Source organism: Kaistia sp. UC242_56 (assembly GCF_044452255.1).
GTDB lineage: Bacteria > Pseudomonadota > Alphaproteobacteria > Rhizobiales > Kaistiaceae > Kaistia > Kaistia defluvii_A.
Genome location: NZ_JBIOAN010000002.1, coordinates 2,397,974 through 2,421,089 on the forward strand (window position 1 = coordinate 2,397,974; position 23,116 = coordinate 2,421,089).

18 protein-coding genes and 1 tRNA gene are annotated in these 23,116 nt (G+C 66.1%); 14 read left to right on the forward strand and 5 right to left on the reverse strand.

Annotated elements, in window-relative coordinates; genetic code table 11:
* The 3 genes from cobN to ACHMWQ_RS14010 all read left to right on the forward strand — a co-directional run bounded on the left by cobN (position 1) and on the right by ACHMWQ_RS14010 (position 6,248).
* The gene (cobN, locus tag ACHMWQ_RS14000) at positions 1-3,966 is read left to right on the forward strand and encodes a cobaltochelatase subunit CobN (protein ID WP_396307913.1); all 3,966 of its coding nucleotides are present in this window, start codon (positions 1-3) and stop codon (positions 3,964-3,966) included.
* Positions 3,963-4,586 carry a cob(I)yrinic acid a,c-diamide adenosyltransferase gene (gene cobO / locus ACHMWQ_RS14005; RefSeq protein WP_396307914.1) on the forward strand — a complete coding sequence of 208 codons (624 nt, stop codon included), beginning with the start codon at positions 3,963-3,965 and terminating at the stop codon, positions 4,584-4,586. The genes cobN and cobO overlap by 4 nt, the downstream gene beginning before the upstream one ends.
* Before the next feature lie 201 nt (positions 4,587-4,787).
* Complete coding sequence (locus ACHMWQ_RS14010) at positions 4,788-6,248, forward strand: cobyric acid synthase (RefSeq protein WP_396307915.1); 1,461 nt, start codon at positions 4,788-4,790, stop codon at positions 6,246-6,248.
* Here the strand turns inward: ACHMWQ_RS14010 and cbiB are convergent.
* Positions 6,220-7,203: an adenosylcobinamide-phosphate synthase CbiB gene (gene cbiB, locus ACHMWQ_RS14015; RefSeq protein ID WP_396307916.1), complete on the reverse strand. Its 984-nt coding sequence runs from the start codon at positions 7,201-7,203 to the stop codon at positions 6,220-6,222. The two genes, ACHMWQ_RS14010 and cbiB, sit on opposite strands and share 29 nt — an antisense overlap.
* 4 nt (positions 7,204-7,207) lie before the next feature.
* Positions 7,208-8,071 carry an ABC transporter substrate-binding protein gene (locus ACHMWQ_RS14020; RefSeq protein WP_396307917.1) on the reverse strand — a complete coding sequence of 288 codons (864 nt, stop codon included), beginning with the start codon at positions 8,069-8,071 and terminating at the stop codon, positions 7,208-7,210.
* Between the two features lie 135 nt (positions 8,072-8,206).
* Between ACHMWQ_RS14020 and ACHMWQ_RS14025 the strand changes: the two genes are divergently transcribed.
* The 4 genes from ACHMWQ_RS14025 to ACHMWQ_RS14040 all read left to right on the forward strand — a co-directional run bounded on the left by ACHMWQ_RS14025 (position 8,207) and on the right by ACHMWQ_RS14040 (position 12,202).
* A complete protein-coding gene (locus ACHMWQ_RS14025; RefSeq protein ID WP_396307918.1) occupies positions 8,207-10,147 on the forward strand; it encodes a TonB-dependent receptor plug domain-containing protein in 1,941 nt (646 codons plus the stop codon).
* Positions 10,135-11,181 carry a FecCD family ABC transporter permease gene (locus tag ACHMWQ_RS14030; protein ID WP_396307919.1) on the forward strand — a complete coding sequence of 349 codons (1,047 nt, stop codon included), beginning with the start codon at positions 10,135-10,137 and terminating at the stop codon, positions 11,179-11,181. Before ACHMWQ_RS14025 ends, ACHMWQ_RS14030 begins: the two co-directional genes overlap by 13 nt.
* A complete protein-coding gene (locus tag ACHMWQ_RS14035) occupies positions 11,181-11,954 on the forward strand; it encodes an ABC transporter ATP-binding protein (protein ID WP_396307920.1) in 774 nt (257 codons plus the stop codon). The genes ACHMWQ_RS14030 and ACHMWQ_RS14035 overlap by 1 nt, the downstream gene beginning before the upstream one ends.
* A 101-nt stretch (positions 11,955-12,055) precedes the next feature.
* Positions 12,056-12,202, forward strand: coding sequence for a hypothetical protein (locus ACHMWQ_RS14040; protein ID WP_266334644.1), 147 nt, complete (start codon positions 12,056-12,058; stop codon positions 12,200-12,202).
* A 66-nt stretch (positions 12,203-12,268) separates the two neighbouring features.
* Here ACHMWQ_RS14040 and ACHMWQ_RS14045 read toward each other — a convergent pair whose 3' ends face one another.
* Complete coding sequence (locus tag ACHMWQ_RS14045; RefSeq protein WP_396307921.1) at positions 12,269-12,700, reverse strand: DUF4864 domain-containing protein; 432 nt, start codon at positions 12,698-12,700, stop codon at positions 12,269-12,271.
* A 191-nt stretch (positions 12,701-12,891) separates the two neighbouring features.
* Between ACHMWQ_RS14045 and ACHMWQ_RS14050 the strand changes: the two genes are divergently transcribed.
* From ACHMWQ_RS14050 to ACHMWQ_RS14065, 4 genes are all read left to right on the forward strand, one after another.
* Positions 12,892-13,128, forward strand: a complete 237-nt coding sequence (locus ACHMWQ_RS14050) for an Lrp/AsnC ligand binding domain-containing protein (protein ID WP_018184528.1) — start codon at positions 12,892-12,894, stop codon at positions 13,126-13,128.
* A 364-nt stretch (positions 13,129-13,492) separates the two neighbouring features.
* Entirely contained in the window at positions 13,493-14,593 is a 1,101-nt protein-coding gene (locus tag ACHMWQ_RS14055; protein ID WP_396307922.1) for an HlyD family secretion protein, read from the forward strand.
* Positions 14,593-16,131, forward strand: a complete 1,539-nt coding sequence (locus ACHMWQ_RS14060; protein WP_396307923.1) for a DHA2 family efflux MFS transporter permease subunit — start codon at positions 14,593-14,595, stop codon at positions 16,129-16,131. Before ACHMWQ_RS14055 ends, ACHMWQ_RS14060 begins: the two co-directional genes overlap by 1 nt.
* A gap of 138 nt (positions 16,132-16,269) precedes the next feature.
* Entirely contained in the window at positions 16,270-16,743 is a 474-nt protein-coding gene (locus tag ACHMWQ_RS14065; protein WP_396307924.1) for a hypothetical protein, read from the forward strand.
* A gap of 3 nt (positions 16,744-16,746) precedes the next feature.
* Here the strand turns inward: ACHMWQ_RS14065 and ACHMWQ_RS14070 are convergent, their stop codons facing one another.
* Positions 16,747-17,067, reverse strand: coding sequence for a YnfA family protein (locus ACHMWQ_RS14070; RefSeq protein WP_354548896.1), 321 nt, complete (start codon positions 17,065-17,067; stop codon positions 16,747-16,749).
* Between the two features lie 115 nt (positions 17,068-17,182).
* Positions 17,183-17,258: transfer RNA gene (locus tag ACHMWQ_RS14075), tRNA-Lys, on the reverse strand.
* Between the two features lie 225 nt (positions 17,259-17,483).
* Between ACHMWQ_RS14075 and ACHMWQ_RS14080 the strand changes: the two genes are divergently transcribed.
* The 3 genes from ACHMWQ_RS14080 to ACHMWQ_RS14090 all read left to right on the forward strand — a co-directional run bounded on the left by ACHMWQ_RS14080 (position 17,484) and on the right by ACHMWQ_RS14090 (position 23,104).
* Positions 17,484-18,827 carry a UDP-glucose dehydrogenase family protein gene (locus ACHMWQ_RS14080; protein WP_396307925.1) on the forward strand — a complete coding sequence of 448 codons (1,344 nt, stop codon included), beginning with the start codon at positions 17,484-17,486 and terminating at the stop codon, positions 18,825-18,827.
* Positions 18,828-18,914: 87 nt separating this feature from the next.
* Positions 18,915-20,003: an efflux RND transporter periplasmic adaptor subunit gene (locus ACHMWQ_RS14085; RefSeq protein WP_396307926.1), complete on the forward strand. Its 1,089-nt coding sequence runs from the start codon at positions 18,915-18,917 to the stop codon at positions 20,001-20,003.
* On the forward strand, positions 20,000-23,104 hold the full coding sequence (locus ACHMWQ_RS14090; protein WP_396307927.1) for an efflux RND transporter permease subunit: 3,105 nt from the start codon (positions 20,000-20,002) through the stop codon (positions 23,102-23,104). Before ACHMWQ_RS14085 ends, ACHMWQ_RS14090 begins: the two co-directional genes overlap by 4 nt.
* The last annotated feature ends 12 nt before the right edge of the window (positions 23,105-23,116 follow it).

The following is a 23,116-nucleotide window of genomic DNA, read 5'->3' on the forward strand; positions in this document are numbered from 1 at the left end:
ATGCATCTTGTCGCCGGCGAAATGGAGCGGATCGACGATGGCGGCAGCGCCGTCGATCTCGACCAGTCGCCCGGCGACATCGTCATCCTGTCGGCCGCCGATACGGAGCTCGCCGCCTTCGCCTCGGCCTTTGCCCGAGAGCCCGAGGGCCCGTCGCTGCGCCTCGCCAATCTGATGCAGCTGACGCATCCCTATTCCGTCGATCTCTATCTGGAAAAGACCATCGCTCAGGCGAAGTTCGTCTTCGTCCGCATGATGGGCGGCGTCGGCTACTGGCCCTACGGGCTGGAGGCGCTGCGGGCGCTCTCGCGCGCCGGCGGGCCGCAGATTGCGGTCGTGCCGGGCGAGGATCGCTGGGACGCGGCGCTGGAGGCGTACACGACGGTCTCACCGGAGAACGCGCAAAAACTATGGCGCTATTGCGCCGAGGGCGGCGCGGTCAATATCGGCCGCGCGCTCGGCTACCTCCGGCACGTCATCGGCGCCAACGAGGCGCCGCCGGAGCCGCAGGTGCTGCCGGAAGTCGGCTTCTACCGTCCCGGCGAGGGTGTGGTGACAGAGGCCTTGCGGCCCGGCGATGCCGGGCGCCCGGTGGCGCTGCTGACCTTCTATCGCTCGGTCATTCCCGGCGGCTCGACCGAGCCCGTCGATGCGCTGATCGAGGCGCTCGATCGCGAGGGAATTGCCACCGTCGCGATCTTCGCTTCCAGCCTGAAGAACGAGGCAGCCGCCGCCTTTATCGAGCAGGCGTTCGACGACCTGAAACCGGCCATCGTCCTCAACGCCACCGCCTTTGCCATTTCGCGGCCCGGCCGGGCGCATGAGCCGACCGTTCTGGATCGCGCCGGCCGTCCCGTGCTGCAGATCGTCTTCGCCGGCACCAGCCGCGAGGCATGGCTCGAATCCAGCCGCGGTCTCGGCCCGCGCGACCTGATCATGAATGTCGTGCTGCCGGAGGTGGATGGCCGAATCCTGACCCGGGCCGTCTCCTTCAAGGAAGAAATCGAGAGCGACGGCCGGACCGACAGCCGTATCGTCGTCTACCGTGCGGATCGCGAGCGCATCGCCTTCGTCGCGGCGCAGGCAGCGCGCTGGATCCGGCTGGGCGCCGCGGCGCCTGCCGATCGCCGGATTGCGCTGATCCTGTCGAACTATCCCGACCGCGACGGCCGTCTCGCCAATGGCGTCGGCCTCGACACGCCGGAAAGCGCGGCGCGGATCGCTGCCGCCATGAAGGCGGCCGGCTACGCGCTGGAGGGTTTCCCGGAGACGGGTAGGGCGCTGATGGAACTGCTGCTCGCTGGCCCGACCAACGCGCTGGCGAAGCGGGCGGCTTTCAAAACAAGACCCTCACCCAACCCTCTCCCGCAAGCGGGCGAGGGCTTTTCCCCCGCATGTGTCACGGAGGAAGGCTCCCTTCCTTCACCTCTCCCTGAGGGAGAGGTCGGCCCGGAGGGCCGGGTGAGGGGTTACGGACTTTCCGGAGAGGGCGTAAACCCTCACCCGCCGGCTACGCCGTCGATCCCGGATCAAGTCCGGGACAGGCTCTCTCCCTCAGGGAGAGGTGAAGACAGGACGCTCGACGCGGTGGAGGCCATTTCTCTCCCCCTCTCGGACTACCGCGCCTTCCATGACGCGCTGCCGCAATCCGTCCGTGACAGCCTCAGCGCCCGCTGGGGCGAGCCGGAGGCCGATCCGTTCTTCGACGAAGGCGCTTTCCGCCTCGCGATCCATCGGTTCGGCAATGTCGTGGTCGGCATCCAGCCGGCACGCGGCTATGGCATCGATCCGAAGTCGACCTATCACGATCCCGACCTCGTTCCACCGCATCACTATCTGGCCTTTCATGCCTGGCTGCGGAAAGGCTTCGATGTCGATGCGATCGTCCATGTCGGCAAGCACGGCAATCTCGAATGGCTGCCCGGCAAGGCGCTGGGCCTTTCCAATGCCTGCTGGCCGGAGGTTGTGCTCGGCCCGACGCCGCTGATCTACCCGTTCATCGTCAACGATCCCGGCGAGGGCGCACAGGCGAAGCGCCGCGCCTCGGCCGTCGTCGTCGACCACCTGATGCCGGCACTGACACGGGCCGAGGCGTATGGGGCCTTTGCCGAGATCGAGACGCTGATCGACGAATATCATCTGGCACTCGGCGCCGATCCGCGCCGCCGCGATCATCTCGAACGCGAGATCCTCGACCAGGCCGTGCGCCACGGCATCGACCGCGATCTCGGCATCCTGCGCGATGGCGACCAAGGCAGTGCGCTGCGCGCCATCGACGCGCATCTCTGCGAGATCAAGGAACTGCAGATTCGCGACGGGCTGCACATCTTCGGCAGTTCGCCGCAGGACGAACACCGCCTCGATACGCTGATCGCGATCGCGCGGATTCCGCGCTCCGGCGGCCGGCCGGAAGATGGCTCGCTGCACAGGGCGATATCAGCCGATCTCGGCCTGGAGGGATTCGATCCGCTCGCCTGCGATCTCGCCGCTGATTGGGAAGGCACGCGGCCGGAGGCGCTGTTGCGCGCGACCGACGCGTCCTGGCGGACGAATGGCGATACGGTCGAACGCATTGAGATGGTCGCCAAGGCGACCGTGCGGGCCTTCCTGACGAAGGACAACGCCTCGCCCACGCCCGGCCCCGGCACATCGGCAGTGCTCGACTGGATCGGGGGGGAACTGGCGCCGTCGCTGGATCGCTGCGGCGCGGATGAAATATCCGCCGTGCTGACCGCGCTGGATGGCCGCTTCGTGCCGCCGGGTCCCTCCGGTGCGCCGTCGCGCGGACGGCCGGACGTGCTGCCGACGGGCAGGAACTTCTATTCGGTCGATACCCGCGCGGTCCCGACCGCCGCCGCCTGGCGGATCGGCAAGGCGGCGGCCGAGGCACTCGTGCTGCGCTACATGCAGGATGAGGGCGAGTGGCCGCGCTCCGTGGCGATCTCTGCATGGGGCACCGCCAACATGCGGACCGGCGGCGACGACATCGCCCAGGTGCTCGCCCTGATCGGCGCAGAGCCTTACTGGGAGACGGGAACCGGCCGCGTTACCGGCTTTCGCGTGCTGACGCTCTCGGAGCTGAAGCGCCCGCGCGTCGACGTCACGCTGCGCATCTCCGGCATGTTCCGCGACGCGTTCCCCGAGCAGATCGACCTGATCGATTCCGCGATCCGCGCCGTCGCCGCGCGCGAGGAGCCGGCGGATGCCAATCCGATCGCGGCGGCGCATGGCAAGGGCCAGGATCTTGCCCGCATCTTCGGCGCCAAGCCGGGGGCCTATGGCGCCGGGCTGCAGGCGATGATCGACGAGAAGATCTGGGACAGCCGCGCCGATCTCGGCGAGGCCTTCCTCGCTTGGTCGAGCTTCGCCTATGGTGGCGGAGCCGAAGGCGAGGCGGCCGGAGACCGGCTGCGCGCGCGGCTGGTCGACACCGACGCCGTCCTGCACAACCAGGACAATCGCGAACATGACATCCTCGACAGCGACGATTATTACCAGTTCCAGGGCGGCCTCTCGGCCTCGATCGAGACGCTGAAGGGCGCGGCACCGCGGCTCTATCATGGCGATCATTCGCGGCCCGAGACGCCGGTCGTGCGGCCACTGGCGGAGGAGATCGGCCGCGTCGTGCGGGGCCGGGCGATCAATCCGAAGTGGATCGCCGGCTGCATGCGGCATGGTTACAAGGGCGCCTTCGAGATGGCGGCGACGCTCGACTATCTCTTCGCCTTCGCCGCGACCACCCACGCCGTCGGCGATCATCATTTCGATGCGCTTTACGACGCCTATATCGCGGATGAGGCGGTCCGCGATTTCATCGCCGACGCCAATGAACCCGCACTCACTGAGATGGCGGATCGCTTTCTCGAAGCCATGGATCGCGGCCTCTGGTCGCCCCGCGCCAACAGCGCGTATGAACGGCTGGCAGCGCTCGCTTCCCGCCGTCCCGCACGAAAGGAAATCGCATGACCGTTGAAATGACCGAAGACGAACTGAATGCCCGTCATGCCGAGAAGATGCGCAAGAAGAAGGCCGTCCGCGACAAGATCCTGGCCTCCAAGAATGTCGAGAAGGGTCTGCTGATCGTCCATACCGGCAAGGGCAAGGGCAAGTCGACGGCCGCCTTTGGCATGGCGTTCCGCTCGCTCGGCCACGGCCTGCCGGTCGCCATTGTCCAGTTCGTAAAGGGCGCGATGGATACGGGCGAGCGCATGGCGCTGGAGCGCTTTGGCGATCTCGTCTCCATCAACCGGCTCGGCGAAGGCTTTACCTGGGAGACGCAGGACCGCCAGCGGGACATCGCCGCCGCCAAGCATGCCTGGGAGACGGCCAAGGAACTGATCCGGAGCGGCGAATATCACCTCGTCGTGCTCGATGAGCTCAACATCGTGCTGCGCTACGACTATCTGCCGCTGGCCGATGTGCTGGAATTCCTCACCACCGAGAAGCCGGCCGATGTGCATGTCGTCATCACCGGCCGCAACGCGCCCGATGCGCTGATCGAGATTGCCGATCTCGTCACCGAGATGGAACTGGTCAAGCATCCCTTCCGCTCCGGCGTGAAGGCGCAGAAGGGCATCGAGTATTGAGGATCACGACCCTCACCCCAACCCTCTCCCGCAGGCGGGAGAGGGGGCATGAAGCGGCCGCGCCTGGGCTTTCTTTACCTCTCCCTGAGGGAGAGGTCGGCCCAAAGGGCCGGGTGAGGGTTTACGTCCTCTCCGGATGGGTTCCTAAACCCTCACCCGCCGGCTACGCCGTCGACCTCTCCCTCAGGGAGAGGTGAGAGAATGACCGCCGCGATCATGTTCCAGGGCACGGGCTCGAATGTCGGCAAGTCGGTGCTCGTCGCCGGTCTGGCGCGGCTTTATGCGCGCAAGGGCATCCGCGTCGCGCCGTTCAAGCCGCAGAACATGTCGAACAATGCCGCCGTGACGGTGGATGGCGGCGAGATCGGCCGGGCACAGGCGCTGCAGGCGCGCGCGGCCGGGCTGGAGCCCACCGTCCACATGAACCCGGTGCTGCTGAAGCCGGAGAGCGATACCGGCTCGCAGATCATCCTGCAGGGCCGGCGTTTCGGCACGATGCGGGCGCGCGAATATGGAAGGCGCAAGGCCGAACTGCTGCCGAGCATCCTCGAAAGCTTCGATCGGCTGAAGCAGAGTGCCGATCTGATCCTTGTCGAAGGCGCCGGCAGCCCGGCCGAGATCAACCTGCGCGCCGGCGACATTGCCAATATGGGGTTCGCCGAGGCTGCCGACCTGCCGGTAATCTTGATCGGCGACATCGATCGCGGCGGCGTCATCGCCAGCCTGGTCGGCACGCGCGCCGTGCTGCCGCAGGCGGATCGCGACCGGATCCAGGCCTTCCTCGTCAACAAGATGCGCGGCGATATCAGCCTGTTCGATGACGGTGTCGCCGCGATCCGCGCCGCCACGGGCTGGCCGTCGCTCGGCGTCGTGCCGTGGTTCGCCGAGGCCCATCGGCTGCCGGCCGAGGACATCCTCGATCTCTCGGGCGGAAGCCTGCGCCCCGGAACGCTCACCATCGCCGTGCCGGTGCTGCCGCGCATCGCCAATTTCGATGATCTCGACCCGCTGGCGCTGGAGCCCGGCGTGTCGGTCGTGCTGGTGCGGGCGGGGGAGCCCATCCCGGTCTGCGATCTGGTCCTCATTCCCGGCTCGAAATCGACCATCGCCGACATAGCCTATCTGCGCGCGCAGGGCTGGGACATCGATATCCTGGCGCATCGGCGGCGCGGGGGCCGGGTCATCGGCCTTTGCGGCGGCTACCAGATGCTGGGGCGGATGATTTCCGATCCAGCGGGGCTGGAAGGGCCGGCGCAAAGCGTGCCCGGACTCGGCCTGCTCGATGTCGAGACGGTACTGGCGCACGACAAGACGACGGCGCCGTTTTCGGGCCGGGACGCCCGATCGGGCGTCGCCGTGTCGGGATACGAGATCCATCTCGGCCGCACCCAGGGCCCTGACACGGCGCGGCCCTGGTTGGAGCGGGAGGGTGTCGGCGAGGGGGCGATTTCGCCGGATGGGCGAGTGCGCGGCAGCTATGTGCATGGCCTGTTCGGCGGCGACGCTTTCCGACGCGGATTTCTTTCCAGCCTTGGCGCGGACGTGTCGGATCTGGCTTACGAACTCGAAGTCGATCGCACGCTCGACCGGCTTGCCGATCACCTTGAGGCGCATGTCGATACCGACGCGATCCTCAACTATGCAGGTATAGCCACACGATAAGCGCCAGCACCGCGCCGGCCGCCGTTGCGACGCGCAGGATTTTCAGCGCGCGACCGATGTCGCCGGGCCCGGCCTCGTGCCGGCCGCCATCGTTCAGGAAAGGGTCCTCGACCACGCGCTCGCCATAGCGGCGCGGTCCGGCGAGCGCCAGGCCGAGCGCGCCGGCCATCGCGGCCTCCGGCCAGCCTGCATTCGGCGAGCGATGCTTTCGGGCGTCGTCCAGCATGACGAGCATGGATTGCTTGATCGTGCCGCCGACAAAGGGCGCTGCCATGGCGATGAGGAAGCCGGCGAGACGGCTCGCGGGCAGGTTGACCAGATCGTCCAGTCGCGCCGCCGCCCAGCCGAAAGCCTCATGCCGGGCCGTGCGGTGGCCGATCATCGAATCCGCCGTGTTGATCATCTTGTAGGCGAAGAGCCCGGGCAGGCCGAACACCGCGAACCAGAAGGCCGGGGCCACGACGCCATCGGAAAAGTTCTCGGCCGTCGATTCGATCGCAGCGCGGGTGACGCCCGATTTGTCGAGGCTGTCGGGATCGCGGCCGACGATCATCGAGACCGCCTTGCGCGCGTCGTCGAGCCCGCCCGAATGGAAGGCGTTGAGCACGCGGGCGACGTGGTCATGGAGGCTGCGGCTCGCCATTAGTACCGAGGCGATGACGGGGATGAGCACGATGCCATAGGGAATGCGTGCCACCAGCCGCTCAACCAGCAAGCCCGCGAACCAGGCAATCGCGACGAGGACGATCACGACGCCGACACCCGCCGCGCGGCGGATGACTGCTGCCGCCGTGTCGCGATTGAACGCCCGGTCGCAAAAGCCGATCAGCGCGCCGAACCAGGTGACCGGATGGGGCAGGCGGCGCCAGAGCCAGTCGGGATCGCCGATAAGCGCATCGAGGCCGATGGCGGCGATCAGCAGCAGAAGGCGAATGTCGAACGGGAATTCGGTCATGCGGTCACGAACCGCCCAGCTTGGCGCGCTCGGCGGCCAGCGTTTCGATCGCCTCGGGGAGCGAGGGTCCGGCGCAGATGGTGAGCCGGCCGGGCAGGGCGATGCGGCGCTCCGGCGGGTAGAGTTCGCGCAGGGCGGGATGGGCCAGCAGCGCGCTGCCCTGGTCGGCGGCGACGGTTTGCGCGTCTGCCACGACCAGTATGTCCGGCTTGTCGGTGACGATGCGCTCCAGCGGAACGAAGCCGCCTGTCTTGCCGGCGAGCTGGCCGCCCATGTCGGCAAAGCCGGCAAGGCGCAGCAATTCGCCGGTCAGCGTGTTTTGCCCGGTGACATAGCCGCGGCGCTGGTAGACGGCGACCGTGGGCGGATGCGCGCCGGCCGGCACACCGGCGGCGGCCTTTGCGCGGGCCGCCTCGATACGGGCGATCAGGGCATTGCCGCGTTCGGGGTGGCCGAGCAAGGTCGCGACATCGCGGATCTGGGCGATCGAATCGTCGATCGATTTCACCGTGTCGAGTTCGACCACCTTGAAACCCAGCCGCTTCAGCATGGAACGCGTTTCGCGCTTGGTGAAGCGGCCGGCGAGGACCAGGTCGGGATCGCGCTGGATCACCGTCTCGGCCGCGCCCGCATCATGCGGGAACGCCTTGGCCTGTTCGGCCAGGTAGGAATAGGCGGAATCGGTCGCATAGAGCGAAAGCGCGGCGATCTGCGCGGGATCGGCCAGCGCCAGCAGCAACTGGTCGGCGCAGGCGTTGATCGAGACGATCCGCTTTGGCGCGGTCGCCGACGGGCTTTCGGCCAGCGCAGGGCCGGCGAGTGCCCATGCTGCCACAATCAGACCGAACCTGTTGACCCACGCGCGCATGACGTGCGCTCCCGCTTGCAGTGACCAGGGTCCTCGTCTACCGCTTCTGGAGCGGGCGGCAAAGCCGTTCGCGGGGTCCGGGACACACACGTGACGGGCGCGACGACCAGATCGATCCAAACCGAGGTCTGCCTGATGAGCTTCTTCGAACGGCGCCGGGGGCGCGCCGCTCTCTCCCTTTTTGCCACGCTTCCTGTCCTGCTGGCCGCCCATGCGGCGCGCGCGGACGATCTGGAAGAGATTGTCGTGACCGCCTATCGCGGTCCCACTGACATTTCCAAATCCGGCAGCGCGATCACCGTCATTCCCGGCGACAAGATCAACAACGCCTCGCCAGGCTCGCTGGTCGACGTGTTGCGGCAGGTGCCAGGCCTGACCGTCACCCAGTCGGGCGGACCGGGCGGCACGACCGAAGTCAGCATCCGCGGCGCCGAGGCGGGCCACACGCTGGTGCTGGTCGACGGCATCCGGGTCAACGATCCGGCAAGCGCCCGCAACAGTTTCGACTTCGCCGTGTTCTCGCCGACCGACATCGAGCGGGTGGAAATCCTGCGCGGTCCGCAGAGCGCGCTCTACGGTTCGGATGCCATGGGCGGCGTCATCAACATCATCACCAAGAAGCGCACCGGCGCGCTGTCGATGACCGTGGGTGCCGAGGGCGGCAACTACGACACCTTCGCCGGCAATGCGGCGGCGGGCGGCAGCATCGGCCCGGCCAGCTTTTCGGTCAGCGGCACGATGTTCAATACCAACGGCTTTTCGCGTGTCGGCGACCGCGACAATGGCGAGCCGGACGGCACCAAGAAGCTGGCCGGCTCCGCGCGGGCGAGCTTCGATGCCGGCGACGGCAAGAGCCTCAGCTTCGGCGTCACCGCCTACCATCAGGAATCCGATGTCGAGAAGGGCTCCAAGCCGACCGACGACCTGCCGGGATACGAGCGCGACCGCGATGTGCTGACGGCGTTCGGCCGCTTCGAATTCGAGGGCTTCGATGGCCGGGTCAACAACCAGTTCACTGTGTTCGGCACCCAGACCACCAGCCGCTATACCGAGCCGCTGACGACGACCTTCCGCGGACGGGTCGGCGATTCCACCGGTGACGATTTCGGCGCCGAGTACCAGGCCACCATCGACATGGCGCGCTATGGCTCGCTGATCGTCGGTGCGCGGGCCGAGCAGGAATCGGGCGCGCAGGACACCACCACCACGTCGCTCGGGGGCGTCGCGAACACGGTCGATAATTTCGACAATGCCCGAACCCTGCTGGCCGTCTTCGCCATGCAGCAGTTCACGCTGTTCGACAATCTCAACCTGTCGCTCGGCGGGCGCTATGACGAGGATGTCGACGGGCAGGGGTTCCTGACCGGACGCGCCACGGCCGCCTATCTGATCGACCAGACCGGCACCAAGCTGCGCGGCAGCTTCGGCAACGCGGCCAAGCGGCCGACCATGTTCCAGCTCTACGACGCGCAGTACGGCAATCCCGATCTCATCGATGAGCAGAGCTATGGCGGCGATGTCGGCATCGACCAGGAACTGTTCGACGGCCGGGTGAACTTCTCGCTCACCGGCTTCTACAACAACTTCACCAATCTGATCGAATTCCAGTCCAAGGCCCTGCCGGACTATCCGAAGTCGAGCTACTACAACATCAAGAGCGCCGAGACATCGGGCCTCGAACTGTCGGCGGATGCGATCCTCTGGCCGTCCGTGCTGAAGGCGACGGGTTCCTACACCTATATGCGCGCCATCAATCTCGACACCGACCTGCCGCTGTCGCGGCGGCCGCAAAATAGCGGCTCGCTGACGCTGACCTACACCGGCATCGAGAATTTCGAGTTCGGTGCCACGGCGATCTTTGTCGGCGACCGCTTCAACAACGATGCCAAGACGGCGGCGGCGCTGGTTCCGCTCGAGAGCTATACCAAGATCGACCTTAGCGCATCCTACAAGCTCAATCCCGAGACGACGCTCTATGCCCGGCTCGAGAACCTGACCAACGTCGAATACCAGGACGCCTTCGGCTACAACAATGCCGGGCGTTCGGCCTATGTCGGATTGAGATGGACACATTGACAGCCCCCAGGCCGGATCTCCTGCTGAGGCCAGCGGCAAGCCGCTGGCTCGTGCCCGGCCTGGTGGCGCTCGTCGTCGTGCTGTTCCTTCTGTCGCTTGGCGTCGGGCCGGTCCTGCTGCCGCTCAGGGCGGTGGTCGATGGCCTGCTCGGCACGGGCGACGAAGCGGCTCGCCTCATCGTCCGTGAAATCCGTCTGCCGCGCGCCATCCTCTCGGTGGCCATCGGTTTTTCGCTCGGCCTTGCCGGCGCCTCGCTTCAGGGCCTGTTGCGCAATCCGCTGGCGTCGCCGTCGCTGTTCGGCGCGCCTTCCGCGGCAGCCTTCGGCGCCGTGCTGGTCATCGCCTTCGGCGTCTTCGACGCGCTCTCCTTCTTCCTGCCGATGGCGGCGATGCTCGGCGCGCTGCTTTCCGTCGGCCTGCTGCTGCTGATCGCCGGCCCGCGCGCCAGCCTTCTGGTGATCATCCTCGCCGGCCTCGCCATTTCGAGCCTCGCCGGAGCGGCGACCTCTCTGGCGCTCAACCTGGCGCCAAACCCGTTCGCGGCGCTGGAGATCGCCTTCTGGCTGCTCGGTTCGCTGGAGGATCGCAGCATGCAGCACGTCTTCATCGCGCTGCCGTTCATCGTGGCGGGCTGCCTGCTGCTCTTCGTCGACGGCCGGGCCTTCCGCGCGCTGACGCTCGGCGAGGATGCGGCGGCGAGCCTCGGTATCCGGCTCAACCGCGTTCGGCTGCGCGTCGTGCTCGGCGTGGCGCTGGCGGTCGGCGGCGGCGTCGCGGTCGCCGGCACGATCGGCTTCGTGGGCCTGGTGGCCCCGCATCTGGTGCGCCCCTTCGTCCGCCATGATCCGGCGCGGCTGATGTGGCCGGCGGCGCTCGCCGGCGCGGCGTTGCTGACGGCGGCCGATATCCTGGTCCGCATCATCCCGGCGCAGAACGAGATCAAGGTCGGCGTCGTCACGGCACTGATCGGCGCGCCGCTCTTCATCCTCCTCGTGTTCCGCCATCGGCGCGGGCTGACCGGCGAGGTGTCCTGATGGCAGCGCTTCTCAGGGCGGAAGGCGTCGGCGCCACGCTCGGCCGCCGGCAGATCCTGTCAGGCGTCGATTTCAGCCTCGCGGCGGGCGAGTTCGTCGTCGTGATCGGCCCCAACGGCGCCGGCAAGACCACGCTGGTCCGCCGCCTGGCCGGGCTGCTCGATGGCAAGGGCGCGATCTATCTCGGCGACCAGAAGGCCGAGGCAGTATCGCCGCGATTGCGGGCGCGCAAGATCGGCTATCTGCCCCAGGGCCATGTCTTCCACTGGCCGCTTTCGGTTGCCGATGTCGTGGCGCTCGGGCGCATTCCGCATGCCTCCGGCGCGGGGGATCTCGGCGTCGAGGATCGCGCGGCCGTGTTAGCGGCGCTGGAAGCGACCGGCACGCTGGAATTCGCCGATCGCTCGGTCACCACGCTTTCCGGCGGCGAGCGCGCCCGCGTGGCGCTGGCGCGGGTGCTGGCGGGCGAACCGCAGATTATCCTCGCCGATGAGCCGGTGGCGGCGCTGGATGCGCGCTACCAGTTCATCGTGCTCGACCTGCTGCGCGCACGGGCGAGGGCCGGGGCGGCCGTCATGGCGGTGCTGCACGATCTCTCGCTGGCCGCGCGCTATGCCGACCGGCTGGTGATGATGGATGGCGGGCGAATTGTGGCGGAAGGCTCGCCGGAGGTCGCGCTGACGCGGCAAAACCTTGCGGTCACCTTCGGCATTCGCGCTAAGATCGACACGGTCGAAGGCCAGCTCATCGTGACACCGCAGGCGGCGCTGTAGTTTATCGCAAGATTTCCGGCCGGCGAGGGAACCATTCAGGAGGAAGCGCGTTGTGGCGCTGGCGTTCCTCGCATTCTCTCCTACCCGGTACCCAATCCACCATGAACAGAAATACGCTTTATCTCCTCGTCGGAGCCCTGATCGTCGTCGTCATCGGCCTCGGGGTCTATGTTTACAACGAGCAGACCAAGCCGAAGGGTGTCGAGATCCAGGTCGACAAATCCGGCATCTCCATCCAGGAAAACTAAGTCTGCGGCCGAGAGGCCAAGCTCTGCCAATGCCGCGTTCGGAAAAGCCGGGCGCGGCAACGGCGACTAGATGGTCGGCTCGGAATCCTTGATCAACGAGCAGCCGGCGATCTTCCAGCTGCCATCCGGCTGCTTCTCGAAGCGATAGAGCGCCACCCAGTTCTGGCCGTCCGGGCCGGTGACATAGACCTTCTGCACCAGGCCGATCGGGCTATCGGCCACCTGGCCATAGGCAATGCTCTGCGGACGGTAGATCGGCGGGTAGGCCTGCTTCACCATGCCGATGAAGACGTCGGGCGACGGGAACATCTTCTGGATACCCGGGGCCGCGAGGCCATAGGCGGCGGGGCCGTCGTCGCGCTGGAAGGCGGCCAGCTGGTCCTGGACCAACTGCTTCAACTGTGTCTGCTCGGCCTGAGTCGGCTCGGTGGCGACGGCCGCCGTCGACAGCAGAGAAGTCGCCATCAGGAAGACGATCGCGAAGGCTATGCGGGTCATGTCCAGGCTCTCCGGCGCGTCGGCAAGGTCGCAACGATCCCACCGTTGAACTAGCTACGCATCGCGCCGCGGCAAGGTTTCGCGAGCCGATGACTCTTTCCGGTCTGTCGTGTCACGCGCCGGGGCGATTGCGGGGAGGGGACCGGACCTGATATCCCGTGCCTCACGCAACGCACTGCCGGAGGCCCCCGATGCGAGCCCTTTTCGTCCAGATCAAATGCCATCTCGGCCGTGCCTATGAAGTGGCGAATGCCATCGCCGATGCGGAGATCGCGTCGGAGATCTATTCGACCGCCGGCGAGTTCGACCTGCTGGTCAAGTTCTACCTCCCCGATGATGCCGATCCCGGCCATTTCGTCACCGAATCGGTGCAGCGCTTCGACGGCATCCGCGATACGCGCACGATCATGACCTTCCGGGCATTCTAGCAGCGGCTCCGTCCTGCCGGCTCGGGTCGGCAGGACACGGTCGGACAGTCCGGGACGAGGGGCCCAGCGACACGATTCCGCGCAATCCGCTACGCCCCGCCTCGCGGATCAAGCCGCATGTTCGCGCCGTATTCATTCGGCGCCCAACCCAAATTTGCGCTCAAGCGCGCGTTTAAGCGCTTGCAACTTGGGCGGGAGGCCCTCATTCGTTAGCTAGCCCGGCGATCCGTCGCCTGGGACTGGTTTCGACTGCCGCCGCGCCGGCTCGAATCCTGCCGTGCCGAGGCAGGACGGACGACGTCGTTGCCCCGTGAAGAGATGGCATGGCCCGCGCCGGCTTTGCGAAGTGACCCTGGAGACCATTGTGACTGCAACCGATTCCTCCGCTCCCGCTGCTCCCGAAAAAGCAACCAGGCACTCGGGATTGCGGCGGATCCTGCTCCTTGCCGGTCCAGTGGTCGCCATCGTCATCGGCCTCTGGCTCTATCTGAGCGGCGGCCAGTATGTGACCGAGGACGACGCCTATGTCGGGGCGGCCAATGTCACCATCACCCCGCAGGTTACGGGCCAGGTCATCCGGATTGCCGTTGGTACCAACCAGATGGTGCAGCAGGACGAACTGCTGTTCGAAATCGACCCCGAGCCCTTTCAGATTGCGCTCGACCGGGCCAACGCCAATCTCGCCGAGGCCAGCGAAAAGCTGCAGGGACTTCTGCTCACCTATCATCAGGATCAGGCGAGCGTTGCGCAGACCAAGGCCGACGTGACCTTCGCGCAGCAGGAGTTCGACCGGGTTTCCGCCCTGGTGAAGGACCGGGTCGAGACCCAGGCCGCGCTGGACCAGGCCCAGCGCACCCTGCGCGTCGCCCAGCAGGCCCAGCGCGCCGCCGAATCCGGTGCCGCCGCGACCCTGGCCGAGTTCGGCGGCAGCGTGGACAAGCCGATCGAGCAGCATGCGGCCTATCTCGCGGCCAAGGCGGAAGTGGAGCTGGCGGCGCGCAATGTCCGGCTCACCAAGGTTCTGGCGCCCTTTGCCGGCACCGTGACCCAGGTCGAGAACATCCAGCCGGGCAGCTTCCTGACGGTCGGCCAGGCGGCTTTCTCCTTGATCGGCCTGCAGACCTGGATTGACGCCAACATCAAGGAAACCGACCTCACTCACATCAAGGTCGGCGATCCCGCCACGGTCACGCTCGATTCCTATCCCGATCAGGTGCTGAAGGCCGAGGTGCAGAGCATCACGCCGGCCAGTGGCTCGGTATTTGCGCTGCTGCCGGCGCAGAATGCTTCGGGCAACTGGGTCAAGGTCGTGCAGCGCATGCCCGTCCGACTCAAGATCATCACCGACAACCCGGATGTCGTCCTGCGCGACGGCGCCAGCGCCAGCGTTTCCATCGACACCGGCTATCACCGCACGCTGGCGACGCTCTGGCGTGACCTCGCGGGCATGGTGGGGATCGACTGATGTCGGACATCGCCGCGACGCCGGTGACCGGTTCGAAACGCGCCGCCGTCACGATCTGCGTGATGGTGGCGACCCTGATGCAGGCGCTCGATTCGACCATCGCCAATGTCGCGCTGCCCTATATGCAGGGCAGTCTTGCCGCGACCAGCACGCAGATCAACTGGGTGCTGACCTCCTATATCGTCGCCGCCGCGATCCTGACTCCTGCCACCGGCTGGCTGGAGGCACGCTTCGGCCGCCGCCAGCTGTTCATCGTGTGCGTCGCCGGCTTTGTCGTCGCCTCCATGCTCTGCGGCACCGCGACGAGCATCGAGCAGATGGTTGTCTACCGCATGATCCAGGGCGCGTTCGGCGCCCCCGTCGTGCCCCTGTCGCAGGCGGTGCTGCTGGACAGCTATCCCTTGCGCATGCGCGGGCAGGCCATGGCGATCTTCGGCCTTGGCGTCATGCTGGGCCCGATCCTTGGCCCGACTCTCGGCGGCTGGCTGACGCAGTATTACGACTGGCGCTGGGTGTTCTACGTCAACGTGCCGCTCGGCGTGATGACGCTGGTCCTCGCCTTCGGCTTCCTGGAAGGCAAGGTCGGCTCCGTCGCGGCCAAGCTCGACTGGTTCGGCTTCGCGACGCTGGGCATCGCGATTGCCGCGCTCCAGCTGTTCCTGGATCGCGGCGAACAGCTGGACTGGTTCCAGTCGACGGAAATCCAGATCGAGTTCGCGCTGATGCTGCTCGGTCTCTATCTGTTCGTCGTCCACACCCTGACGACCTCGAAGCCTTTCCTGGACGGGCGGCTATTCCGCGACAGGAACTTCGTCATGGGGCAGGTGATGATCTTCATCGTCGGCGCTGTCCTGCTGGCGACGCTGTCGCTGCTGGCGCCTTATCTCGAGCGGCTGATGGGCTATCCCGTCCTCACGGCGGGCCTCGTCCTCGCGCCGCGCGGTATCGGTACCATGGTGGCGATGGTCCTGGTCGGGCGGTTGATGTCGCTCGTCGACACCCGCTATCTGTTGCTCGTCGGCCTGCTGCTGACCGCGGTCGCGTTGCACCAGATGAGCCAGTTCACGCCCGACATCTCGCAGGGCACGATCATCTGGACCGGCCTGATCCAGGGCTTCGGTCTCGGCTTCGTCTTCGTGCCGCTGAGCACCGTCACCTTCGCGACCCTGGCGCCGGATCTCCGCACCCAGGGCACCGGCTTCTACAGCCTGATGCGCAATGTCGGCGCCAGCGTCGGCATTTCGGTGACGACGTTCCTGCTGACCCGCAACGCCGCCACCGTTCACGCCGGGCTTTCCGGCGACGTGTCGCCCTATAGCCGGGCCGTGCAGCAATTGGGGCCTGTCCTCCGGCTGGACACGCCGGCGGGCCGGGCAACGGTCAATGATCTGATCAACGTCCAGGCGGAAACGATCGCTTACGCGGACAATTTCCGCCTGATGATGATCGTCACGCTTCTGGCGATGCCCCTGGTGCTCCTGCTGCGGAATACCAAGCCGCTCAAGGCCGGCAAGTCGGAACCGACTGCGGAAGCGTAGCCGCGGCGGGCATGTCGGTTGCAGGCCGCCGGGCCTGTGCAAATCAGTCTCGGCTGCTTATGCAGGGGTACATTCATTCTTTTGCCCGTTTCGACGGCGACCTTGCCGTCGGGCATGACCTAGCAGCGAGACGACATCATGAAGAAACTGAGCCTGATCGCATCCGCGCTTGTTCTGGCGCTGCCGGCCGCCGGCCACGCCCAGGGCAAGGCGGTCGCCCCGCCGGTCATGGTAAGCGCGGGCAAGTGCGACAAGCTTGTCGTCGCCGGCAAGGACGCCACCAAGCAGTGCAAGAACGAGGTGGCCAGCGTGCCGCTGCCCGGCGGCGCGGTGATGTTCATCTTCACCCAGGGCAAGACGCTGATCGGCTTCACCGGCGATGCGACGAAGCTGGCCGGCGACAAGGAGACGGGCATTGCCGGCGTTCCGGTTGTCGACGTCAACATCCGCTCGGGCAAGGAGCCGAAGATCGTCGTGGCCAAGGAGGGTCTCTGCAAGTTCAGCGATCCCTATTCGGGCAAGCCGGCCATCGTCAGTTGCACCGCGACCACCGCCGAGGGCAACTTCACCGGCTCGTTCAAGTCGAACGGCAAGCCGCCCAAGGCGCAGTAGCCGCTATCCGCGCGGCGCGAACAGGATGATGGCGGCGCCGGCCAGGCAAACGGCGGCGCCCGCCAGATCCCAGCGATCCGGCCGGGCGCCTTCGACGATCCAGAGCCACAGGATCGACAGCGCGATGTAGATGCCGCCATAGGCGGCAAAAGCGCGCCCGGCGGCGGCGCTGTCCACCAGCGTCAGCAGATAGGCGAAGAGCGCCAGCGACAGCACCCCCGGCACCAGCCAGGCGATGGACCGGTCAAGCTTGAGCCACGCCCAGAAGGCGAAGCAGCCCGCGATTTCGGCCAGGCCGGCAGCGACATAGATCAGGATTGTCATTCGGCCGCCCCGCGCGCATTGCCCGGTCCGGAGGTCGGATACATCGACCGCCGCTCGCACTCGTCCCGGCAAGGCGGAAACGCCTTGGGTGGTCGATGGGAAGCTATCAGGGGAGTGGTGAGCCCGTCGGGATTCGAACCCGAGACCCCATGATTAAAAGTCACGTGCTCTACCAGCTGAGCTACGGGCTCATCGAGGTTGGGCCTCGAATTGGGGCGGAACCTAGTCGCCACGACCGGGCGGGTCAATAGTCCACGGCCGGGCATGGGTTGAACGGTCCACGGATTTTATCGATCGGTGGGGGGCGCGGACGAATTCTCAGGCGATTGCCTCATCCATATGGGTTATGAACGCGCCATATTGTTCCAGTAGGATGCTCCCATGCTCGGATTTGTGGGAAAAGCGAAGGCGTCAACATGCGCATAGCGATGATCGGTTCTGGTTATGTCGGGCTCGTCTCCGGCGCGTGTCTGGCGGATTTCGGCCATGACGTGACGTGCATCGACAAGGATGCCGCCAAGATCGAGGCGCTGAAGCAGAATCGGATCCCGATCTACGAGCCCGGCCTGGAAGCTCTGGTCGCCTCGAACGTCCGGGCAGGGCGCCTTTCCTTCACCACCGAATTTGAAGGCCCGGTCGGCGACGCCGATGTCGTCTTCATCGCCGTCGGCACGCCGTCGCGGCGTGGCGACGGACATGCCGACCTTTCCTATGTCTATGCCGCGGCGCGCGAGATCGCGATGGCCGCCAAAGGCTTCACCGTCGTCGTCACCAAGTCGACGGTTCCGGTCGGCACCGGCGATGAGGTGGAGCGCGTCATCCGCGAGGCCAATCCGGACGCCGATGTCGCGGTCGTATCCAATCCCGAATTCCTGCGCGAAGGCGCTGCCATCGCCGATTTCAAGCGCCCGGACCGCATCGTCGTCGGGCTCGAGGGCGAGCGCGGCAAGGATGTGATGTCCGAGGTCTATCGGCCGCTCTATCTGAACCAGGCGCCGATCCTGTTCACGTCGCGCCGGTCGTCGGAACTGATCAAATACGCCGCCAACGCCTTCCTCGCGATGAAGATCACCTTCATCAACGAGATGGCGGACCTGTGCGAGAGCGTCGGCGCCGACGTGCAGGCCGTCTCGCGCGGCATCGGCCTCGACAATCGCATCGGCTCGAAGTTCCTGCATGCCGGCCCGGGCTATGGCGGCTCGTGCTTCCCGAAGGATACGCTGGCCCTCGTCAAGACGGCGCAGGACCAGGGGACGCCGCTGCGGCTCATCGAGACCACGGTGTCGATCAACGACCAGCGCAAGCGCGCCATGGCGCGCAAGGTCATCCAGGCCTCTGGCGGCGAGATTCGCGGCAAGAAGGTCGCCATCCTCGGCCTGACCTTCAAGCCGAACACCGACGACATGCGCGAGGCTCCGTCGCTGTCGATCATCCAGGCGCTGCAGGACGCCGGCGCGCTTGTGTCCGCCTTCGATCCGGAAGGCATGGAGCCGGCGCGGCAGATTCTCGGCAATGTGGACTACGCGGCCGATGCCTATGATGCGGCGCAGGACGCAGATGTCCTTGTCATCGTGACCGAATGGGACATCTTTCGCGCGCTCGACCTGAAGCGTCTCAAGGCGACCATGCGCACGCCGCTGATGGTCGATCTGCGCAACATCTACCGGCGCGACGATGTCGTTCGCGAGGGCTTCCGCTATGTCAGCGTCGGCCGGCCGGGCGACGATGCTGCTTTCCTGCTGGATGTCGCAGCCGAATAGTGGCGGCTGCCAGAATTAGCTAGCGCGCTTTCCAAACGTGGTGGCATGATCCAGCGGGGTTTCCGTCAGGGATCACGTGGGGAAAGCATGTTGGGACGTATGGGTACGCTCGCCGCCGGAATGGTCGCGGCGAGTTTTGGGCTCATCTTGGGCGGCTGTTCGGAAGAAAAGCCGGCACCGCCGCCGCCGCGCCTGGTGCGTACCATCGTCGTCGAGGAGAAGCCGCTCGTCCTCTCTGCCGAGGGAGCCGGCACGATCCAGGCCCGCTACGTCAACAATATCGGCTTCCTGGTCAGCGGCCGCGTGCTGACCCGCAATGTCGATGTCGGCGCCTCGGTCAAGAAGGGCGACCTGCTCGCGAGCCTCGATCCCGTCGACTACAATTCGCGGCTGACCGCGGCGCAGTCCCAGGTGACGTCGGCGCAGGCCGCGCTCGACCAGGCCGCGGGCGAGGAAAGCCGCTTCAAGCAACTCCTCGCCAATGGCTTCACGCCGCAAGCCCGCTACGACCAGGCCCTGAAGGATCTCCAGACGGCGCAGGCCGGCGTTGTCGGCGCCAAGGCCAACCTCAAGCTCGCCCAGGACCAGCTCGGTTACACCCAGTTGCACGCGCCGACCGAGGGCGTCGTGACCCAGACGGGCGCGAATGTCGGGCAGGTGGTGCAGGCGGGCGAGATGGTCGTGCAGCTCTCCAGCTTCAACGACCGTGATGGCGTCTTTTCGATCTCCGTCATCTATATTGGCGCCGCCAAGGTGGGCATGCCGGTCAAGGTCTGGATGCAGGCAAAGCCGAGCGTCACGGTGCAGGGTGTCGTCCGCGAAATCTCGCCGAATGCCGACCCGGTCACCGGCACCTATACGGTCAAGGTGACGCTGCAGGATCCGCCGGCCGACATGTTCATTGGCGCGGTCGTCGTAGGCGAAGTGAGCAACCAGGGCCGCGAGGTCGTGACCGTGCCGGCGAGCGCCATCCTGCAGACGGGCGACACGCCGGAGGTCTGGCTCGTCTCCGCCGACAATTCGGTCAGGAAGGTTCCGGTCAAGGTCGACCGTTTCAACACCGATACGGTGACGATCTCGTCCGGCCTCTCCAAGGGCGATCGCATCGTCACCGCCGGCGTCAACGCGCTGAACGACGGCCAGAAGGTCACGGTCGAGAAGGCTGACGCACAATGATGGGAGGGCTCAATCTCTCCGAATGGGCGATCAACCACAAGACGCTCGTCACCTTCTTCATGGCGCTCTGCGTCGTCGCCGGCGTGCACTCCTACATGTCGCTTGGCCGTGAGGAGGATCCCGAATTCGCCGTCCAGACCATGCTGGTGCAGGTCAACTGGCCGGGGGCCAGCACCGCGGATACGATTTCGGAGATCACCCAGCGGCTTGAGAAGAAGCTGCGGGAGACGCCCAACATCGACTACATCAACAGCTACACGACGCCGGGCCAGGCGCTGCTCTACGTCAACCTGCTGCAGTCGACCCCGCCGGAGCAGATCCCGTTCATCTGGTATGAGGTCCGCAAGAAGGTGGCGGATATCGAGTACCAGCTGCCGCAGGGCTATCAGGGGCCGTTCTTCAACGACGAATTCGGCGATGTCTTCGGCGTCATCTACGGCCTGACCTATGACGGCTTCACCATGCGGCAGACGCGTGATTTTGCCGAGCGGGCCAAGGTTGCCTTCCAGAACGGCCGCGACGTCGCCAAGGTGACGATGTTCGGCCAGCAGGACCAGACCTTCTATCTGTCCTTCTCGCCGCAGAAACTGGCGGCGCTCGGGCTCAACCTCAACGACGTCCTGAGTTCGATCGCCGACCAGAACGCGCTCGTTCCCTCGGGCGTGGTCAACACGCCCGGCGAGAACATCCTCGTCAACGTCACCGGCGGATTCCTGACCAAGGAAAACCTCGAAGCCGTCAACCTGTTCGTCAACAACCGCTTCTTCAACCTGACTGATATCGCGACGGTCGAGGAGGGTTATGTCGACCCGCCGACCAAGATGTTCCGGGTCAATGGCAAGCCGGCGATCGGCCTCGGCATCTCGATGAAGGCCGGCGGCAACAATCTCGATTTCGGCAAGGGGCTGGCCCAGATCGCAGCCGGGCTGGAGCAGGAATTCCCGATCGGCATCGACGTCGTGCTGGTTTCCGACCAGCCGCAGGTCGTGAAACAGGCGATTGCCGGCTTTACCGATGCGCTGCTCGAGGCACTGATCATCGTGCTGGCGGTGAGCTTCCTGAGCCTCGGCCTGCGCGCCGGGCTCGTGGTGGCGCTGTCGATCCCGCTGGTCCTCTCCATCGTCTTCCTCGGCATGAAGGTGGGCGGCATCAGCCTGCAGCGCATCTCGCTGGGCGCGCTGATCATCGCCCTCGGCCTGCTGGTCGATGACGCCATGATTACCGTCGAAATGATGGTCTCGAAGATCGAGGAGGGTTACGAGAAGGCCAAGGCGGCGACCTTCGCCTATGTCACCACGGCGTTTCCCATGCTGACCGGCACGCTGGTGACGATCTTCGGCTTCTTTCCGATCGGCTTCGCCGACAGCAATACCGGCCAGTACTGCTTCTCGCTGTTCGCCGTGATCGCGATCGCGCTCGTGTCGTCCTGGTTCGTCGCCGTCGTGTTTTCGCCGGTCATCGGCGTGGCGGTGCTGCCGGACAAGATCGTTTCCAAGCACAAGGAAGGCGCGCGCGAATACGGGAGAATCACCACCGCCTACAAGCACCTGCTGCTCTTCTGCATGCGGATGCGCTATCTGACGATCGCCGTGACGCTGGGCCTTTTCGTGCTGGCGATCTTCGGTCAGCAATTCGTGCAGCGGCAGTTCTTCCCGTCTTCCGACCGTCCGGAACTGCTCGTCACGATCAATCTGCCGGCCGCCGCCTCGATCTTCGCGACGGAACAGGTCGTGGACAAGATCCAGTCCCTGATCGACGGTGATCCCGATATCGAGCGCTACTCCAACTATATCGGCGGCGGCGCGATCCGCTTCTACCTGCCGCTGGCCGTGCTCAGCGATAATTCCTTCGTCGGTCAGTTCGTCATCGTTACCAAGGGGATCGAGGAGCGGGTTCGCGTCAAGGCGAAGCTGCAGGCGGCGCTTCCCGGCGCCGTCCTCGACGCAACCACCTTCGTGCAGGATCTCGAACTGGGCCCGCCCGTGGGCTGGCCGATCCAGTATCGCGTCACGGGACGCACGCCGGACGAGGCGCGCAAATACGCCGATCAACTGGTGACGGCGATGGTCGATTCCGGCTATGCGCGCGACGTGAACTTCGACTGGCGCGACAAGAACAAGACGCTGAAGATCGTCGTCAACCAGGACATGGCGCGAAGGGTCGGCCTCAGCTCCAAGGTCCTGTCGCAGGCGCTCCAAGCAGTGCTGACCGGCACGACGATCACCCAGATGCGTGACTCGATCTATCTCATCAATCTGGTGGCGCGGGCGGATTCGAGCACGCGCGCTTCGCTGGATGGCGTCCGCGATCTGCAGATCAGCCTGCCCAACGGCCAGTCCGTGCCGCTGCGCGAAGTCGCCACGATCGACTACGTTCTGGACGAGGGGTATGTCGGCATGCGCGATGGCATGCCGACCATGACGGTGCAGGCCAACATGGCGCCGGGCCTCCAGGCGGCGACCGTGTACCAGCGGCTGCGGCCGACGGTCGAGAAGATCCGCGCGACCTTGCCGCCGGGTGGGTTGCTCGTCGAAGGCGGCACCGTCGAGAAGAGCGCCGAGAGCAACGCGGCCCTGATCGCGCAGGTGCCGCTGATGGTCGGGTTGATGCTGATCATCCTGATGGTCCAGCTGCAAAGCGTCTCGCGCCTGCTGCTGGTGATCAGCGTCGCGCCGCTCGGCCTGATCGGTGTCGTCGCGGCCTTGCTCTTCACCAACACGCCCATGGGCTTCGTCGCCACGCTCGGCATCATCGCCCTGGCCGGCATGATCATCCGCAATTCGGTGATCCTCGTCGACCAGATCGAGCACACCCGCCGCGATGGCGAAGACGCGTGGGAAGCGGTGATCGAGGCCGCCCAGCACCGTTTCCGCCCGATCATGCTGACGGCATCGGCCGCGATTCTCGGCATGATCCCGATCATGCGCGACGTGTTCTGGGGGCCGATGGCGTTCGCCATCGTCGGCGGCCTCGCGGGGGCGACGCTGCTGACGCTTCTGTTCCTGCCGGCCCTCTACGTGACTAGTTTCCGCATACGGGAGACCCGGAGCCCCGAGGCCGGCCCGCAGGGTTCAGGCGGCGCCGTGGCGCAAACGCCTTGAAGGCCGATCCGG

Bases quoted from the DNA above. Each gene is read 5' to 3' on its own strand.
- cobN (WP_396307913.1), top strand. From the start codon at position 1: ATGCATCTTGTCGCCGGCGAAATGGAGCGGATCGACGATGGCGGCAGC.
- ACHMWQ_RS14035 (WP_396307920.1), top strand. From the start codon at position 11,181: ATGGCAGCGCTTCTCAGGGCGGAAGGCGTCGGCGCCACGCTCGGCCGC.
- ACHMWQ_RS14030 (WP_396307919.1), top strand. From the start codon at position 10,135: ATGGACACATTGACAGCCCCCAGGCCGGATCTCCTGCTGAGGCCAGCG.
- ACHMWQ_RS14080 (WP_396307925.1), top strand. From the start codon at position 17,484: ATGCGCATAGCGATGATCGGTTCTGGTTATGTCGGGCTCGTCTCCGGC.
- cobO (WP_396307914.1), top strand. From the start codon at position 3,963: ATGACCGTTGAAATGACCGAAGACGAACTGAATGCCCGTCATGCCGAG.
- cbiB (WP_396307916.1), bottom strand. From the start codon at position 7,203: ATGACCGAATTCCCGTTCGACATTCGCCTTCTGCTGCTGATCGCCGCC.
- ACHMWQ_RS14065 (WP_396307924.1), top strand. From the start codon at position 16,270: ATGAAGAAACTGAGCCTGATCGCATCCGCGCTTGTTCTGGCGCTGCCG.
- ACHMWQ_RS14025 (WP_396307918.1), top strand. From the start codon at position 8,207: ATGAGCTTCTTCGAACGGCGCCGGGGGCGCGCCGCTCTCTCCCTTTTT.
- ACHMWQ_RS14050 (WP_018184528.1), top strand. From the start codon at position 12,892: ATGCGAGCCCTTTTCGTCCAGATCAAATGCCATCTCGGCCGTGCCTAT.
- ACHMWQ_RS14020 (WP_396307917.1), bottom strand. From the start codon at position 8,071: ATGCGCGCGTGGGTCAACAGGTTCGGTCTGATTGTGGCAGCATGGGCA.
- ACHMWQ_RS14040 (WP_266334644.1), top strand. From the start codon at position 12,056: ATGAACAGAAATACGCTTTATCTCCTCGTCGGAGCCCTGATCGTCGTC.
- ACHMWQ_RS14060 (WP_396307923.1), top strand. From the start codon at position 14,593: ATGTCGGACATCGCCGCGACGCCGGTGACCGGTTCGAAACGCGCCGCC.
- ACHMWQ_RS14045 (WP_396307921.1), bottom strand. From the start codon at position 12,700: ATGACCCGCATAGCCTTCGCGATCGTCTTCCTGATGGCGACTTCTCTG.
- ACHMWQ_RS14085 (WP_396307926.1), top strand. From the start codon at position 18,915: ATGTTGGGACGTATGGGTACGCTCGCCGCCGGAATGGTCGCGGCGAGT.
- ACHMWQ_RS14070 (WP_354548896.1), bottom strand. From the start codon at position 17,067: ATGACAATCCTGATCTATGTCGCTGCCGGCCTGGCCGAAATCGCGGGC.
- ACHMWQ_RS14010 (WP_396307915.1), top strand. From the start codon at position 4,788: ATGACCGCCGCGATCATGTTCCAGGGCACGGGCTCGAATGTCGGCAAG.
- ACHMWQ_RS14090 (WP_396307927.1), top strand. From the start codon at position 20,000: ATGATGGGAGGGCTCAATCTCTCCGAATGGGCGATCAACCACAAGACG.